Genomic DNA, 13309 nt, shown 5'->3' with positions numbered 1-13309 from the left:
TTTTACTTCTTCTTCCATCCACTAATAGTCACCCACGTCCGATAAGCAGCGTTAATATCTCCCCTTTTCATGGCTTCTTTTGCATTCCACGCTGCTTTATATCCCCTATCTAGTTCTCTTTTGATGGACTTAGCTTCTCTGGGATCTACTGGATTACTTCTTAAGGCTTGCATAGCTCTTTCAAAGTTTAGCAATGCAGTGTCATAGTCTCCACGACGACCAGCATTAACTGCAATTTGCAGGTAGTTCCATATATACCTCATTCCCTTGACTCTCCCCCAAGCACTCCCTGCAAAAATATAAGGAGGGACACAAATATCATCACTGATGTGTCCAGCTAATCCAGCTAACTCTGAGTAACAAGAGTCTCCTTCACTAGCAATTGCTGTAGTAGCGAAACCTAGTAATAAAGAAGCCAATAAAATAGGTGTAGTAAAGATTGTTTTCATTGAGTAATTACTTGGGAAATTGCTGTACTTTCACAACACTAAATGGGCGTGAGATAGAACCATAAGTTGAAGTAGGCGGGCTATTTGGATTTTCAAATTGTATTGACTCTAAACGAATAAATCTTTGTTGCAAATTTAAAATTTCATAAATTCTTTCTCCTCTTTGATCATGATTACATTCAAAAACAATCTCATTGGTTGAAATAAAGCCTTTATACTCGCCACCAAATTGTGATTTCTGACAAGGGGACAAGGATAACGGTTTAAAGTTGTTTTTAGAATCAATAATCCTATAGCTGGTATAGGAAGAAAAGCCATTAGAAACTTGTGATTCTTCAATCAAATATCTTGATTCAGTAGAGAAAGAGACTGGAGTGAGCAAAACAAGGTGTTCTGGGACTATTGGCAAATCTTTAATAATTTGACCAGAATCCTTCTGAATAATCATTCTTGCAGATGCAGTTTTGCCTTTAAATGGCATACATTGTCTAGTTCTTGCAGGACCTCTTAAGCGACTGTCTGGCTGCCCTAACCTTCTGAGAACTACGTCATAATAAACAGAAGTTTTGCCGTCGGGTGAAATTAGACTTTGTGAGCGATATTTAATCTCCGTAGAACCTTGGCAGTTTTCCCCTTTTAAAATTCTCAAGACTAAATCGAAGGTATTTTCCTGAGCTAAAGTATTACCAATAATGCCCAAGCTCCATGTGCTGATGATTGCACCAACAATAGCTACTGATTTGAGGTATTTTCTCACAAAGGCTCTTTAAATTTTAGTTTCAGCAATTCCATTATATCTTATAGCGTTCTTAGAGAGATGACCTCACACTAGGTAAATTAAGATATCTCTTGCAGTTGACAACTATATCATTTTTTGATATCATACCTCAACACAAAATCCAACTTCACACAATTATTTACATAAAAATATATTTTTACAACCATGATGACTTACAAGGGTTACAGTGCTAACATTGAAGTAGATTCAGAAGCGGAAATTCTTTTCGGGCGAGTGCTTGATATTAATGACGTAGTGACTTTTAAAGCACAAACTATTGAAGAAGCTAGCGAAGAATTCCAAAAGTCGATCGATGATTATCTAGAGTTTTGCAAAGAATTAGGACAGGAACCCGATCGACCTTTTTAAGTGAGTTAAAATTCCTTAATGAAGTACGAAGTAATTATTCACTGGAGTGAGGAAGACCAGGCATTTATTGCCGAAGTCCCTGAATTGCCGGGATGTGCTGCGGATGGCGAAAATTATCGAGAAGCACTGCAAAATTTAGAGATTATTATGCAGGAGTGGATAGAAACGGCTAACGCACTGGGTCGCGCTATTCCAGAACCGAAAGGTCGATCGATGTTTGCGTAGTTGAAATAGCATCACAGGCGATCGCCCTTATCTTCCCTAAAGTACGATCGCCCTTTCTTTTACCTAATCAAATGGATTCAATATAGTTAACCCATCCACGCGCTTAAAATCCTTAGCATTACGAGTCACCAAAACACATCCCTCAACTAAAGCACAGGCTGCAATTACACCATCACCTAGTTTTAAGCGATAATCTCGGCGAATTTTGGCGGCACTATCTAACACTGATTCTGTTAATAATACGCACTTAAGAAGCCTCAAAAATTCTCGCATCTCATTCGCTTGTTCTTCTGTCAATGCCGGGTAACAAAGTAACTCCACCCAACTAATCGGAGAGTAAAATGCCTCTGCATCTCCAGCTTCAATTTCATCAAATATAACCTGAACTTCCGGCTCGTCATAGAAGTAGTAAATCAGAATGTTGGTATCGAGAAGATATTTATTAATCATCCCATTCTGCTCTAAGTTGCAACTGGAATTCCAAAGCATCCACGCGCTTAGGTAAAAAACCGCGCCATCGCTTTAAGTTTTTTAGAGGCAATTTTGGATTGCTACCCTGAGTCTGGGTTGTTATGCGATCGCGCATCAATGCGGACAATACTTCTAAAAGTTGCTGTTGCTCATTTGGTTCAAGTCTGAGAACCTCAGTCAGTACAGTGCTGTAAGTAGACATAGGCTTTATGTTCAGATTTTTGACTCGTGTTACTATTATATAGCAATTAGAGACTTGGTTGTAAGAGTTTTTTCTTGCTCTCTATTATATCTCAATTTACAATTCTGGTAAATGCGATCGCCCTTAACAACTACTCAATCTGCTACAATCCTTAATAAAGGTCGTTTAGCCATGAGAAAATACCACTATGACTGCCCTCACCCTTAACCTCAATCCCATTATTAACCTCACAGACGATCAGTTTTTTCAACTCTGTCAGGAGAATGAAAATATTAGATTGGAACGCACGGCGAAAGGAGAATTAATCATCATGTCACCAGCAGGAGGAGAAACTGGAAGCAGCAATGCAGGATTAACAGCACAGATTTGGATTTGGAATCAGCAGAATAAACTGGGTAAAGTTTTTGATTCCTCAACAGGATTCAAACTTCCTAATAATGCAAATAGAGCGCCTGACGCTTCTTGGGTAAAATTAGAATGCTGGGATGCACTAACTCCCGAACAACAAAAGAAATTTCCGCCAATTTGTCCTGATTTTGTCGTCGAGTTAATGTCTCCCAGCGATAGTTTGAAGGAAACTCAGGATAAAATGAAAGAGTATCGAGATAATGGTACTGTTTTAGGTTGGTTAATCAATCGCAAATCTCGGCAAGTAGAAATTTACCGTCCGAATCAAGAAGTTGAAGTGTTAGAATCTCCACTCACTGTATCTGGTGAAGATATTCTCCCAGGATTTGTTTTGAATCTGGAATCGATTTGGTAAAGTGCGATCGAACTTATCCGATACAGTAAAATAGAGTTAAAGTTCTCGTGGAGTATTTACAATGGTTCAAACCCTGACCTACAGTAAAGAAGAGCTTGCAGGTTCTCACCTGGTTTTACAGGATATCAGTTGGGAAATCTACGAACAGTTGTTAGAAATATTTGCGGAACGTTCAACGCCACGCATGACTTACTATCAGGGAACTTTAGAACTCATGGTACCTTTACCAGAACATGAGAGGTATAGCTGGACTCTCGGCCGACTAATTGTAGCACTTTCTGAGGAAATTGGGATTGAAATTATCGGATTAAAATCATCTACTTGGCGTTCAAAACCCAAAAAAGCTGGAAAAGAAGCTGATGAATGTTTTTATATCCAAAATGAAGCATTAATGCGGGGTAAATTAACAATCGATCTCAAAACAGATCCTCCACCAGACTTAGCTGTGGAAATGGATTTGACTAGCTCATCTATCAATAAAATGGCGGTTTATGCGGAACTTAAAGTGCCGGAGGTTTGGATTTGGAAGAAGGGAAAACTAATAATTAACATTTTAAATGATACGGGTTATGTCGAGTCGGAAACCAGTTTGGCATTTGCCTCCTTTCCTGTCAAAGAAATCGCACAGTTTATGCACCTAGACTCGGAAAAGGGAGAGAATGCGAGAATTAGAGAGTTTCGGGAATGGGTGCGATCGCACTTAAATTAATTCCGGGTTTTTTACCCGCTTTTATGAAATCAGCTCGAATTTATTCTCTAATTTACCGATAATTACCACTCTCAAAATCCAATCTCGCCTCTGCTGCTAAAGCATCCAGTTTACCCTCGGCAATATCTTTCTCTAATTGAACATCCCATCGTTGGAAATCCAAATTTAGAAACCACTCTAACAACTCTCCAATCTTGTTGGGCGGAAGTTGGAGAATCGCATTTTCTATCTGTTCAACAGTCAACATAGGCTATCTTAACTTACACTGAGTTTTGTTGTTTTTTTTGCTTGTTACTTATTATATTGGATTTTCCTCCCTATTATTCATCCCTACCAGGAAGTGGACGATCTTGACGCAACTCTCGCTGCCATTCCACCGGATCGCTAATATCCGCAAAGACATTACTTGCTGCAATTTTTTCTCCAAATAGCTTTAATTTGAGTTCTTTGGAGGATATCCCCCGATCGCGACCGGCCTGGTAATCTTGCCAAGCAGCTTCACTCTCTGCTATTTCTTCTGCTGAAATTACTTCATCATCTTCTGCAACTTCTTCCCGTAACTGAATCATTTTTTTCAAGTCTTCTAATAACCGCAGTTGGTCTGCAAGCGTGAGGCTTTTAACTTGATTCAGTACCTTGCTATAAGTAAACATAGACTTGGTTGTAAGAGTTTTTGCTTGTTGTCTATTATATCTCAATTTACAATTCTGGAAAAGCGATCGCCCTTATCTTCCCAAAGTGCGATCGCTCTTATTACTATCTTGCACAATTTGTTAGCTGCTGCGAATTCACCTCAAAGGCGATCGCAAACTCCACTTGCGGTAGCAATCTTTTAATAATCCGCAAGTGTTCCTCGGCGTCGTTTCGGCGGCGAAAACGCGCCACAGTCAGGCGTTGCAGGTTGGGCAGGTGACGGTAAATCACCCACGGGTAAAGTTGTTGTTTGTAGTTCATCGTTGTTCTGTCATAGATTGCGAGCAAAATGAGACACTAGAAAGGCAGGGCTGATTTCCCGTACTCTGCCCTTTTGCTGTCTATATAGACATAGTGTCTGGACAAGATTGTCTTGTCAAGCAGTCTAGACACGATGTCACATTTTGTAATGATTAAGCGAAGACAACCTCAAGAAGAAGCTGGCGAATCACTGCTTAAAAAACTGAGAGATGAGTTAGGAATGTCCCAAGAAGAATTTGCTCGGCAAATTGGGACATCGGTACGGACTGTGAGTCGCTGGGAAGCCGGAGATAACGTGCCGACATTCACAATTGCCCAGATGAAAGCTTTGGCAAATTTTTTGCGATCGCGCGGGTTAACTCTTGATGACTTGCCCGATCGCTTTGGCCCGCCTGAGTGAGTATTCAATTTCCCCTCGATTTGCCGCGCGATCGAAGGCATGAGAAGGATAGTCATGCCTTCGATCGTGCTATATCGATGATTGATTTATAATATGTCAATATGACGCGCCAATTTCTCAAAAAAGACAGAAGGCCTCAAGATAGTGATTCACCAATAGAGACGCTGAGAATTGAGCGGACGCAGCTTTCTCAGGCGGAATTTGCGGTGCAGTGCGGTATCCCCTTGCGAACTTACCAGCGGTGGATTTCCGGCGAAACAGAAGCAAAACCAACGCCTCGGCAGTGGAAAACTATCATGCGATTGCTACAAATTGAATCAGCCCTGGAAATTCCCGATGATTTTGGACCGATCGCTGTGAAGGAAAATGAAGATTAGAAAACCATTGCTTTCTGGGCGATCGCCCTTTATGCTCTCCTCTAAGTAGATACGCTAAGAGCGCTGAAGCGCAACTACGTACCTAATTTGTCTGACGACAATCAAACTGCCCTGCTTGTTAAGGAGGGTTGGGGGAAATCAGATTCGGAAGCAACGACCTATAAAATTGGTATTAGTGACTTTCAAAGCACAAACTATCGAGGAAGTTCGCGAATAATTCCCAAGGTTCGATCGACGATGATATAATTTTAATCCGCTTGTGAGGCTGCTGCACCATCTTCAAAGTTAAACTCATTTTCAATTGATGTATAAAATTGGGAAATCTGCTCAGTCGATGTGATGTGATAAACACTTTTGGTACTTCGCGCCCGATCGATATATTCGCGATATTTTGGGTTCAAAAATTTGTCACACAACCAAAGCACGCGGTAACTGGTAAGCGAACTCTTTAATATTGGGGTGTTTTCTGGCCAGCCTGCGGGCGGTTTAAAGTAACCCGACATCAGTCGTTTAGTTACCCACCAGAAATGCACGTATAGCGGTAGATCGATAAAAACCAGGGTATCCGCCTCATCAAGTCGCAGCCAGAGGGTTTCCATGCAACCAAAACCGTCAATAACCCATCTGTCAGTCTGCAAAATTTCTTGATGGGCGCGCTTAAAATCTTCCTTTGGAACCTCAGCGCCGCCCGATCGATATTGAATCTTGTCTAAGATGTGAAGCGGCAATCCAGTGATGTCCGATAATCTCTTGCTGAGAGTGGATTTACCGCCTCCCGCGTTGCCAAATACTGCTACTTTTTGCATAGCTGCTCGTTCGCCAGAATTCAACTTTAAGTTTAGCCGATCGACTTTGCGAACAAGTATTTAGCGCGATCGACCTCATGCCCGCTGCCTTCTACAATTAGTAACACACTGCCCTGAGAAATCTGCCGCTGATAAGCTTTCGCTTGCTCTGAAGTCAATCCCAATCCAATCAAAGCCCCCGCCAATCCGCCCGCAGCCGTGCAAATTCCACCACTCAACAGCGTAAAGCCGATCGCCCCAGACACCAATATTTGACCGACACCGGGAAGCGCCAGGATTCCCATTCCCAATACCAGCCCGGTGGCACCTCCCAGCAAATTGCCCAAGAACATTCCTTTTTTTAGCCCTGTTGCAGTGCCTGCGATCGCCCCTAACGACTCACAGGGAAGATTTAAAGAATTTTGCCCTTCTTGGAAGCCTTGCCCCAGCAAGAACATCTGGGCTAGTGGAAAGCCTGAAAACACCAGATAATCGAGGGCTTTTCCTGCGTCTTCACGGCTAGAAAAGGTTCCGAGGACTTGTCGCTGTTGGGTCAATATTGTATTAAACATCACTTAGTTTTGATAACTTAATTATTTTCTGTATTTTTCACTACTATTTTACCTATTTATTTCAAAAAGCAAGCATCAAAAAGTCTGATTGTCAGCAAAAATTGACAAAAAAGCGTCCGCAGGTTGAAGTTACCAGCGGACTCTTCTTTAGTCTGCGGAGCCAGACTTTGTATGACAATAAGCGGTTTCAACCGCCGAATAATTTCCTAACGCCGAGGTGCGTACATGATTACCAAAACGCCCAGCAAAGCAATCCACCCTCCCAGTAAATCGTACTTATCAGGAGCAATGCGATCGACAATCCAGCCCCACAGAATCGACAACACAATGAAAACACCGCCATAAGCCGCATACGCCCGTCCAAAAGTAGCCGGTTGCAGCGTTGGTACCACCCCGTAAACGCCCAAAATAACCATCCCAATTACGGCTAACCAAGGGCTTTTACCTTCGCGCAACCACAGCCAAAATAAATAGCCGCCGCCAATTTCACAAATTCCAGCTACTACAAACAGCAACAAAGATTGAATCATTATTTTTTACGGGAATCGCTCAAGGTTGCAGGTTCTTCGATTGTCAAAGCATCTTCGTTTTCTTCGCCAGTACGAATGCGAACTGTTCGAGTTACCGGAATGACAAACAATTTACCATCTCCAACTGTTCCTGTTTTTGCTGCTGCCACAATCGTATCAACAACTGCATCGACTTGATCGTCATTTACAACAATTTCAATTCTGACTTTGGGCAGAAAGTCAACTGTAAAAGGTTTGCCTTCCATATCTAGCAACCCCAAAAAAGCTAGGGGTCTTCCTTTTTGTCGCCCAAATCCTTTCGCACCGGTGACAGTCATTCCCTGAATGCCGAGTTTGACTAAGGCTTCTTTGACGGCATCCAATTTAGCAGGCTGGATAATCGCAAGAACTAATTGCATAGATTTTAAGTAAGTAGAGGGAAGAAGGAAGAAGGAAGAAGGAAGAGGGAAGAGGGAAGAGGGAAGAGGGAAAAAGGAAGAGGGAACAAGGAAGAAGCAATAAGGAAGAACGAAGAGGGAAGAGGGAAGAAGCAATAAGGAAGAACGAAGAAAGCCCTTCGATGCTTCGACTCCTCTCAGCGCAGCGCTTCAGGTAGAAAACTATTATGAATAAAAGAAATTCTTTCTCCCCCTCTCCCCTTCTCCCTATCGAGTTTCTGAGGAGGATTTAGTTGCCTATCGAGATTTAGAGGAAGGGACGTTATCGCGCAGTGGATGATTGATATCCGATGGCAAAAACAGTGGTTTACCTTTAATTAAGCTGTCTCCAATTAGGTAAGCAAATCCTCCGACAAAGAAGGCCAAAGAAATACCGATCGCAGTCAAAGAATTTGTTTGAGCGCTACCAGATCCAGTCAAACCGTAGTAGAAAATGCCACAAACCATCAGTAAATTGGCAACCAAACCCAATAAGGGAATCACAATTGTTTTGATTGGATTTGTTTCTTCATCTAGCAAATGGTCGAGAGTTGCAATCAGCGTCACTCCGCAGGTAATTCCGTACAGCATAAACGTGCCGATGTTGGAAACTAAGGTGACAATCGTCACGTTATCGACACTCTGGACTGCATAGGAACCAATCAAAGCCGAGAGCCCAGTTAGAAAGTAAATACCGATGTGAGGCGTGTTGTAGCGCCCGTGTAAAAAGCCGAATACGGCCGGCAATTCGCGATCGCTCCCCATGGCGTAACTGATCCGAACACCCGTTGATAGCGACGATAGCGCTGTCCCGATCAATGCCATGACGACTGTGCTGGCGATCGTAATTTGCAGCAAAAATCCGTTGCCAAACAGCAGTGAATCTCCTAAAATTTTGGCGATATCGCCGATCGGCGCACCCGACGATAATGCTGCGGCAAAACCCGTTACAGTTTTACCATCAACGGTTGCAGTGTATTGGTCGCCGATGAAAAAATTAGCCGCGAAATACTCAAAGAAATAGCAGATACAAGCCTGGATAAATAAAGATAGAATTACACCGCGAGGAATATCGCGCTGAGGATTAATTGCCTCACCCGCCATCGCTGTTGCTGATTCAAATCCAACAAGTAAAAGGATTGCGATCGTCGCCTGATAAATCAATCCGGATAAATCGTGCGGCATCACAACGCTCAAGGCATTTGCGTGTTCGTAATTGACATTCGGATGACCCAATCGGTAAACAATCATCAACAATCCCAGGAAGGTGAGAGAGCTAATTTGCACAATGTTGATGATGATATTAATCAGTGTAGAACCAGTAACGCCCATGAGAGCAATGCCGCCCACCAGCCCAGTAAAGATAAAACAAATTAAGGCTTTGGTGAACCAATCCGTTGCAAAATCAGGGTTAAATAACTGCCCGATGTAAACGACAAGCGTTCCCATAAAGCTAATCATAATTCCGGGGTAAACCCAGTAGTACAAATGTGCGGCCCACCCGGTGACAAACTTGGCTAAACGCGCCAAACGAAAGTGTTTGTGTTCTTCTTTGGCTAAGATTGCTGCTTCGGCGTAGTAGTAAGAACTGCCCGCACCTGCTTCGGGATAAGCTTTAGAAAGCGTTGCATAACAACTGGCCGTTAGTAGGGCAATACAGGTAGCAAGGGCGATCGCCGCCCACATATTTTTAGCGGAATCCGGCGGGGCTTGCAGTTGGTATGTCGTCCACAGAAAAGCGCCCGGTGCGATCAGCGCCATCGCGTTAATGGTGATGCCTACCAATCCTAGAGTAGGCTTGAGTTGTCCATTAGAGTTGGTCATCGAATTTTAGATTTTAGATTTTAGACTTTAAACCGATTGGTGTAGATGCACCCAGCGGCTGGTGACCAAATTGCTTTTGGTCATAATTTACATACAGTCTCTTGTGTAATGATTAATACTTGATAAGTCTGTATCAGAGAATACAAAAGCTAGCTCTAACTTGCGTTAGTTCGTCTATAAGCTTTGTGATGTATGGATTAGACGAAATATGAGTTTTTCAGATGCGATCGCACTTACAGCGGTTTTGGGAGTTGGGGGCGATCGCAATTAGCTACTAGATTAGCTACTAGCTGATAATTTAGTTGTAGGGTACGTGGAAGAGAAAATCAAAAGAAAGCAGCGAGAGTTATTACTGGCGACGCACCTTGTATCTAGAAAATCAATGGGGTAGGCACTCCTGGCACTACCCCTACAAATTTATTTGAATCATTTAGGATTGCTATATTACTTTGCTTTCTCGCCAACGATCGCAGCGATGGGAACCGCATAATGAATTGCATCGCCTCTCAAATGTACGCCAATCCCCAGACTGTCAACACCAATATCTTCTCTAAAAAGTTGTCGCAGCTTATCGTCATCGCCGGGGTTGGGGAAAGAAGCAGCTAACTGCTGTTCTAGTTCCAATTCTACTTTATAAAATGCTAATTTGACATTTTGCAGATTCGCATCCGCGACTAATTTGGGCAATTCTTCCAGAGTCAAGGCGCGAGTATGAGATGGATCGCGCAGCTTCTCAATATAGTTGTAAGCATCGACTTTTTCCGGCGGCATTGCCACATCAGCAATCAAAATGCGATCGCCCGCGCGACACACCCGAACCATCTCCGACAGCACAACATCCGGCTGCAAGAAGTGATGGAAAGCGTAACGACTCAGCACAATCGAAAAACTCTCATCGGGAAACGGTAGCGTTTCGATATCGCCTTGCACCCACGAGAGATTAGTCAAGTTTTTTTGATCGGCCAAAATCTGGGCTTGTTCTAGCATTGCCGGTGTTAAATCGATGCCAGTAACGCGATGGGAAACTGCCGCAAAAGCACACGCCACAATACCGGGGCCGCAAGCCACATCTAGAACTGTATCATTCTCAGATACGCTTGCCATCTTCATCAATAAATCGAGAGATTCTTGATTTGTGTGGCCGTACAAGTTAGAAAATGGCACAGCTTGACGGGTGAACTGATCGATGATGGATTCGTGATATGCAGTCATAATTAAATGGTGTGATTTTTGGCGGCTAGCAGGTAGAGTAGGAGCGACTTTTGCCACTCCTACAAAATTTATTTTATCCTTGTGGATTTTGCAATACGCCACCTGCCAGAGCAGTTAAAATCGCTACGCCAAAGGCCAGCCTGTACCAGACAAACACCCACGTATTCTGAGTTTGCAGGAACTTCATCAGCCAGGCGATCGAAATATAGGAAAAAATAAAAGCTGAAATTGTTCCGACTATCAAAGCTACAACTCCAGCATCGCCGGCACCTTCACCCAAAGCACTTTTCAATTCCACTAAACCAACCAGAGTAATTGCCGGAATTCCTAACAGGAAAGAAAACCGGGCTGCGGCGGCTCTTTGCAATCCGAGGAACAATCCTGCTGTTAGGGTGGAACCCGATCGCGAAACACCAGGAATTATTGCCATTGCTTGAGCTAATCCCATTAAAATACCATCTTTGATATCTAATTTTTCGTAATCCCGTTCGCGCTTGCCAGTTTTTTCGGCGATCGCTAACAATAGTGACATGACAATAGACGCAATTGCGATCGCCCCCAAACTCCGCAGCGGTGATTTATCAAAATCTTTAACAAATATCTTGATCAGCAGTCCAAAAAAGATAATCGGTATAGTTCCCAAACCAATTCCCAGGGCCATCCGAAACTCTTGCGATTCGTAGTCTGAGCTGGTAATAGCTTTAAACGCACCAAAAGCTATATTTGTCAAGTCTTTCCAAAAATACCACAGCACTGCCACAATGCTGCCCAACTGAATTACACCAACATAAGCAACACCAGGATCGCCCCATCCCAGGGCTACTGGGACTACCTTCAAATGAGCGCTGCTGCTGATGGGCAAAAATTCTGTTAATCCTTGCACCATACCTAAAACGATCGCCTGCAAGATATTAATCTGATGCTGCACGTTGCTAGGAACGGCGGGCGTCTGGGCCAGGAGTACGTCAAGTAAAGCTATCATAAGTTGTCAGTTCTCTGTTGTCAGTTCTTTGTTTAATCTAAGATCTTCCACCATTTTCAGGAACGAGTTCCTGTTACAATTCCACAGCACATAAATTTTCTGGTGGATCGGGTACAGGTTGTTGTCGCTGAGAGGCTGATTGGGACAGGTGCATTCTGTCAGTTGCATCCTACTGTAGATTGCAACTAAAAGAGAATTAAGCTCCTCAATCAAAAACCACCTTAACCTAATCAGCAACATTTGCATACAGTTGCTGATACAATTAGAAAAGTTTTTGCATCTAGTGAAGCCAGCTTACAGAAAGTGCCAACAACCTATGATATTTTCCGAATCCAAAAAATTAATTGTTACTGCTGCTTCTGGCATCAGCTCGCTGCGGCGAATCTTGTCGGTCAGTATTTTTACTGTGGCGATCGCACTTAGCTTGATACTGCTCATCGGTCAGCCGCCAGCCTACGCAACTCTCACGGACGATCGCTTCGACGGCACTATCTTTGCCCTGTACGCAGGTAACGGTTCCCTAGTTCCTCCTAAAGTCAAACTGACTGATTCTTTCAACCGCAAAAAACCCGCTTTGTTAGTTTTTTACACTGACGACAGCAGCGACTCGAAGCAATACGCGATCGTTGTCTCAAACCTCCAGGAATTTTACGGTCGCGAAGCCGATTTTATCCCCGTCAGCATTGACTCTTTACCTTCGGAACCTTCACCAAAAATAACCGAACCCGGTCATTATTACGAAGGTTTCGTACCTCAAACTGTCATCCTCGACCAATCGGGAAAAGTAGTTTTTAACGAAAAAGGACAAATACCTTTTGAGAAGGTAGATGATGCCTTTCGGAAAGTATTCGACTTGCTGCCTAGAGAAAAATCTCTTCCCTTGAAACGGCGCGTTGTCAACGAACTCAACATCGAATTGTCGAAGTAAAATGTTGCCATAAAAGGACAATTCCAGAGTCCAAGGAATGTCAAGTTAAGATTCAAAATCTTTGTATCTCTCGTTTCTAGCGGAGCCTAGATCCCCCTAAATCCCCCTTAAGAAGGGGGACTTTGAGAAGATTCCTGTCCCCTCAATACGATTTTAAATACATTGATTAATCGCCAGCCTAAATCCCCCCTTACTTAAGAAGACCCACTGTGAGAAGATTCCTGTCCCCCCCTTGGGAAGGGGGGTTAGGCAGGGTGGATTAATTGTCAGGGGGGAATGTATGATAGAACAGGTAATCAAGTCTGCCCTGTCCGGGTAGACTATCCCTTCTGAAATGAATTAACCATGAATTTAATTGAAGCA

21 protein-coding genes are annotated in these 13309 nt (G+C 43.2%); 7 read left to right on the top strand and 14 right to left on the bottom strand.

From position 1 onward, the window contains the following. Positions 1-2: 2 nt before the first annotated feature. On the bottom strand, positions 3-449 hold the full coding sequence (locus QZ938_RS15715; RefSeq protein WP_293352288.1) for a hypothetical protein: 447 nt from the start codon (positions 447-449) through the stop codon (positions 3-5). Positions 450-456: 7 nt separating this feature from the next. Then, complete coding sequence (locus QZ938_RS15710; RefSeq protein ID WP_293352286.1) at positions 457-1206, bottom strand: hypothetical protein; 750 nt, start codon at positions 1204-1206, stop codon at positions 457-459. Between the two features lie 186 nt (positions 1207-1392). On the opposite strand from QZ938_RS15710, the gene QZ938_RS15705 reads away from it, so the two are divergent. Beyond that, positions 1393-1596 carry a type II toxin-antitoxin system HicB family antitoxin gene (locus QZ938_RS15705; RefSeq protein ID WP_293352284.1) on the top strand — a complete coding sequence of 68 codons (204 nt, stop codon included), beginning with the start codon at positions 1393-1395 and terminating at the stop codon, positions 1594-1596. Positions 1597-1614: 18 nt separating this feature from the next. Next, complete coding sequence (locus QZ938_RS15700; RefSeq protein WP_293352282.1) at positions 1615-1821, top strand: type II toxin-antitoxin system HicB family antitoxin; 207 nt, start codon at positions 1615-1617, stop codon at positions 1819-1821. A gap of 63 nt (positions 1822-1884) precedes the next feature. On the opposite strand, the gene QZ938_RS15695 is transcribed toward QZ938_RS15700, so the two are convergent. Together QZ938_RS15695 and QZ938_RS15690 are read right to left on the bottom strand one after the other, a co-directional pair. After that, on the bottom strand, positions 1885-2271 hold the full coding sequence (locus QZ938_RS15695; RefSeq protein ID WP_293352280.1) for a type II toxin-antitoxin system VapC family toxin: 387 nt from the start codon (positions 2269-2271) through the stop codon (positions 1885-1887). Beyond that, entirely contained in the window at positions 2264-2494 is a 231-nt protein-coding gene (locus QZ938_RS15690; RefSeq protein ID WP_293352278.1) for a hypothetical protein, read from the bottom strand. Before QZ938_RS15690 ends, QZ938_RS15695 begins: the two co-directional genes overlap by 8 nt. 187 nt (positions 2495-2681) lie before the next feature. Here QZ938_RS15690 and QZ938_RS15685 point away from each other — a divergent pair, with 187 nt between their 5' ends. After that, on the top strand, positions 2682-3257 hold the full coding sequence (locus QZ938_RS15685; RefSeq protein ID WP_293352276.1) for a Uma2 family endonuclease: 576 nt from the start codon (positions 2682-2684) through the stop codon (positions 3255-3257). Between the two features lie 61 nt (positions 3258-3318). Further along, complete coding sequence (locus QZ938_RS15680; protein ID WP_293352274.1) at positions 3319-3966, top strand: Uma2 family endonuclease; 648 nt, start codon at positions 3319-3321, stop codon at positions 3964-3966. 52 nt (positions 3967-4018) lie between these two features. On the opposite strand, the gene QZ938_RS15675 is transcribed toward QZ938_RS15680, so the two are convergent. The 3 genes from QZ938_RS15675 to QZ938_RS15665 form a co-directional block, all read right to left on the bottom strand. Continuing rightward, positions 4019-4213, bottom strand: coding sequence for a hypothetical protein (locus QZ938_RS15675; protein ID WP_293352272.1), 195 nt, complete (start codon positions 4211-4213; stop codon positions 4019-4021). Between the two features lie 73 nt (positions 4214-4286). Further along, entirely contained in the window at positions 4287-4619 is a 333-nt protein-coding gene (locus QZ938_RS15670; protein WP_293352270.1) for a hypothetical protein, read from the bottom strand. Between the two features lie 103 nt (positions 4620-4722). Next, positions 4723-4920 carry a hypothetical protein gene (locus QZ938_RS15665; RefSeq protein WP_293352268.1) on the bottom strand — a complete coding sequence of 66 codons (198 nt, stop codon included), beginning with the start codon at positions 4918-4920 and terminating at the stop codon, positions 4723-4725. Between the two features lie 148 nt (positions 4921-5068). Between QZ938_RS15665 and QZ938_RS15660 the strand changes: the two genes are divergently transcribed. Next, a complete protein-coding gene (locus tag QZ938_RS15660) occupies positions 5069-5320 on the top strand; it encodes a helix-turn-helix transcriptional regulator (protein ID WP_293176704.1) in 252 nt (83 codons plus the stop codon). 101 nt (positions 5321-5421) lie between these two features. Next, positions 5422-5697, top strand: a complete 276-nt coding sequence (locus QZ938_RS15655; RefSeq protein WP_293352266.1) for a helix-turn-helix domain-containing protein — start codon at positions 5422-5424, stop codon at positions 5695-5697. A gap of 248 nt (positions 5698-5945) precedes the next feature. On the opposite strand, the gene QZ938_RS15650 is transcribed toward QZ938_RS15655, so the two are convergent. The 7 genes from QZ938_RS15650 to QZ938_RS15620 form a co-directional block, all read right to left on the bottom strand. Continuing rightward, on the bottom strand, positions 5946-6503 hold the full coding sequence (locus QZ938_RS15650; RefSeq protein ID WP_293146100.1) for an adenylate kinase: 558 nt from the start codon (positions 6501-6503) through the stop codon (positions 5946-5948). 32 nt (positions 6504-6535) lie between these two features. Next, positions 6536-7054: a hypothetical protein gene (locus tag QZ938_RS15645; RefSeq protein WP_293146101.1), complete on the bottom strand. Its 519-nt coding sequence runs from the start codon at positions 7052-7054 to the stop codon at positions 6536-6538. A gap of 206 nt (positions 7055-7260) precedes the next feature. Continuing rightward, positions 7261-7584, bottom strand: a complete 324-nt coding sequence (locus QZ938_RS15640; RefSeq protein ID WP_293146103.1) for a YnfA family protein — start codon at positions 7582-7584, stop codon at positions 7261-7263. Continuing rightward, the gene (locus QZ938_RS15635) at positions 7584-7982 is read right to left on the bottom strand and encodes a P-II family nitrogen regulator (protein ID WP_293146105.1); all 399 of its coding nucleotides are present in this window, start codon (positions 7980-7982) and stop codon (positions 7584-7586) included. Before QZ938_RS15635 ends, QZ938_RS15640 begins: the two co-directional genes overlap by 1 nt. 276 nt (positions 7983-8258) lie before the next feature. After that, the gene (locus QZ938_RS15630; RefSeq protein ID WP_293352264.1) at positions 8259-9824 is read right to left on the bottom strand and encodes an APC family permease; all 1566 of its coding nucleotides are present in this window, start codon (positions 9822-9824) and stop codon (positions 8259-8261) included. Positions 9825-10268: 444 nt separating this feature from the next. After that, positions 10269-11036: a methyltransferase domain-containing protein gene (locus QZ938_RS15625; protein ID WP_293146109.1), complete on the bottom strand. Its 768-nt coding sequence runs from the start codon at positions 11034-11036 to the stop codon at positions 10269-10271. 73 nt (positions 11037-11109) lie between these two features. After that, positions 11110-12018: an undecaprenyl-diphosphate phosphatase gene (locus tag QZ938_RS15620; protein WP_293146111.1), complete on the bottom strand. Its 909-nt coding sequence runs from the start codon at positions 12016-12018 to the stop codon at positions 11110-11112. A 316-nt stretch (positions 12019-12334) separates the two neighbouring features. Here QZ938_RS15620 and QZ938_RS15615 point away from each other — a divergent pair, with 316 nt between their 5' ends. Continuing rightward, complete coding sequence (locus QZ938_RS15615) at positions 12335-12946, top strand: thylakoid membrane photosystem I accumulation factor (protein ID WP_293352262.1); 612 nt, start codon at positions 12335-12337, stop codon at positions 12944-12946. Positions 12947-13309 lie beyond the last annotated feature (363 nt).

The organism is Microcoleus sp. CAWBG27, from assembly GCF_020883145.1.
Lineage (GTDB): Bacteria > Cyanobacteriota > Cyanobacteriia > Cyanobacteriales > Microcoleaceae > Microcoleus.
This window is presented reverse-complemented; position numbering and strand designations above follow the sequence as displayed.

What these genes read in the sequence shown, in the direction of transcription:
- QZ938_RS15685 (WP_293352276.1), top strand. Translation starts at nt 2,682, where the DNA reads ATGACTGCCCTCACCCTTAACCTCAATCCCATTATTAACCTCACAGAC.
- QZ938_RS15680 (WP_293352274.1), top strand. Translation starts at nt 3,319, where the DNA reads ATGGTTCAAACCCTGACCTACAGTAAAGAAGAGCTTGCAGGTTCTCAC.
- QZ938_RS15690 (WP_293352278.1), bottom strand. Translation starts at nt 2,494, where the DNA reads ATGTCTACTTACAGCACTGTACTGACTGAGGTTCTCAGACTTGAACCA.
- QZ938_RS15695 (WP_293352280.1), bottom strand. Translation starts at nt 2,271, where the DNA reads ATGATTAATAAATATCTTCTCGATACCAACATTCTGATTTACTACTTC.
- QZ938_RS15650 (WP_293146100.1), bottom strand. Translation starts at nt 6,503, where the DNA reads ATGCAAAAAGTAGCAGTATTTGGCAACGCGGGAGGCGGTAAATCCACT.
- QZ938_RS15700 (WP_293352282.1), top strand. Translation starts at nt 1,615, where the DNA reads ATGAAGTACGAAGTAATTATTCACTGGAGTGAGGAAGACCAGGCATTT.
- QZ938_RS15715 (WP_293352288.1), bottom strand. Translation starts at nt 449, where the DNA reads ATGAAAACAATCTTTACTACACCTATTTTATTGGCTTCTTTATTACTA.
- QZ938_RS15675 (WP_293352272.1), bottom strand. Translation starts at nt 4,213, where the DNA reads ATGTTGACTGTTGAACAGATAGAAAATGCGATTCTCCAACTTCCGCCC.
- QZ938_RS15630 (WP_293352264.1), bottom strand. Translation starts at nt 9,824, where the DNA reads ATGACCAACTCTAATGGACAACTCAAGCCTACTCTAGGATTGGTAGGC.
- QZ938_RS15645 (WP_293146101.1), bottom strand. Translation starts at nt 7,054, where the DNA reads ATGTTTAATACAATATTGACCCAACAGCGACAAGTCCTCGGAACCTTT.
- QZ938_RS15660 (WP_293176704.1), top strand. Translation starts at nt 5,069, where the DNA reads ATGATTAAGCGAAGACAACCTCAAGAAGAAGCTGGCGAATCACTGCTT.
- QZ938_RS15670 (WP_293352270.1), bottom strand. Translation starts at nt 4,619, where the DNA reads ATGTTTACTTATAGCAAGGTACTGAATCAAGTTAAAAGCCTCACGCTT.
- QZ938_RS15705 (WP_293352284.1), top strand. Translation starts at nt 1,393, where the DNA reads ATGATGACTTACAAGGGTTACAGTGCTAACATTGAAGTAGATTCAGAA.
- QZ938_RS15665 (WP_293352268.1), bottom strand. Translation starts at nt 4,920, where the DNA reads ATGAACTACAAACAACAACTTTACCCGTGGGTGATTTACCGTCACCTG.
- QZ938_RS15625 (WP_293146109.1), bottom strand. Translation starts at nt 11,036, where the DNA reads ATGACTGCATATCACGAATCCATCATCGATCAGTTCACCCGTCAAGCT.
- QZ938_RS15640 (WP_293146103.1), bottom strand. Translation starts at nt 7,584, where the DNA reads ATGATTCAATCTTTGTTGCTGTTTGTAGTAGCTGGAATTTGTGAAATT.
- QZ938_RS15655 (WP_293352266.1), top strand. Translation starts at nt 5,422, where the DNA reads ATGACGCGCCAATTTCTCAAAAAAGACAGAAGGCCTCAAGATAGTGAT.
- QZ938_RS15620 (WP_293146111.1), bottom strand. Translation starts at nt 12,018, where the DNA reads ATGATAGCTTTACTTGACGTACTCCTGGCCCAGACGCCCGCCGTTCCT.
- QZ938_RS15635 (WP_293146105.1), bottom strand. Translation starts at nt 7,982, where the DNA reads ATGCAATTAGTTCTTGCGATTATCCAGCCTGCTAAATTGGATGCCGTC.
- QZ938_RS15615 (WP_293352262.1), top strand. Translation starts at nt 12,335, where the DNA reads ATGATATTTTCCGAATCCAAAAAATTAATTGTTACTGCTGCTTCTGGC.